The organism is Vibrio sp. 1402 (genome assembly GCF_033340275.1).
This window is the reverse complement of sequence record NZ_JAWOWE010000382.1, coordinates 1-631: the sequence shown is the minus strand read 5'-3', so window position 1 is coordinate 631 and position 631 is coordinate 1. Positions and strand designations below refer to the sequence as shown.

The following is a 631-nucleotide window of genomic DNA, read 5'->3' as shown; positions in this document are numbered from 1 at the left end:
GAGCGTTTTGTGTGATTTGGGCATAAAAAAACCTCTGTCTAATTAAGACAGAGGTCATTTTGAGGTTCAAATTTGAGCGATTTATCTATTCGGCGTCTGCTGATGTTACATTCGCTTCGAGCACTTCGAGGGGAATTGCGGCGTCTTTTAAGATCGCGAGAATTTCTTCTGGTGGCTGTTTGTTAGTAAATATCATGTTCAGTTGTGCGATGTTGCCCAGTTTCACCATGGCATTGCGACCAAACTTTGTGTGGTCGACGGCGAGAAATACGCTGCGGCTGTTGTCGATGATCGCTTGCTTCACGCGTACTTCGTGGTAATCAAAGTCCAATAGGGAACCATCAAAATCGATGCCACTGATGCCGAGAATGCCAAAATCTAGACGGAACTGTTTCACGAAATCGAGCGTTGCTTCGCCTACGATACCGCCATCGCGGCTGCGGACTTCACCACCCGCTAAGATGACCTTGATCTCTGGGTTAGGGAAGAGAATGGTTGCCACGTTGATGTTGTTGGTGACTACGCGTAGCTGCTTGTGGCTCTTAGTGAGCGCACGTGCGACTGCTTCTGGTGTTGTGCCGATATCAATAAATAGCGTTGCGCCGTCAGGAATGTGTTTCACCACCTCTTC

General features: G+C 48.2%; 1 protein-coding gene. It reads right to left on the bottom strand.

The annotated features are described in order from the left end of the window. Positions 1-85 precede the first annotated feature (85 nt). The coding region (locus tag R7044_RS26200; RefSeq protein ID WP_225456117.1) for a DeoR/GlpR family transcriptional regulator at positions 86-631 on the bottom strand (546 nt) is incomplete at its 5' end.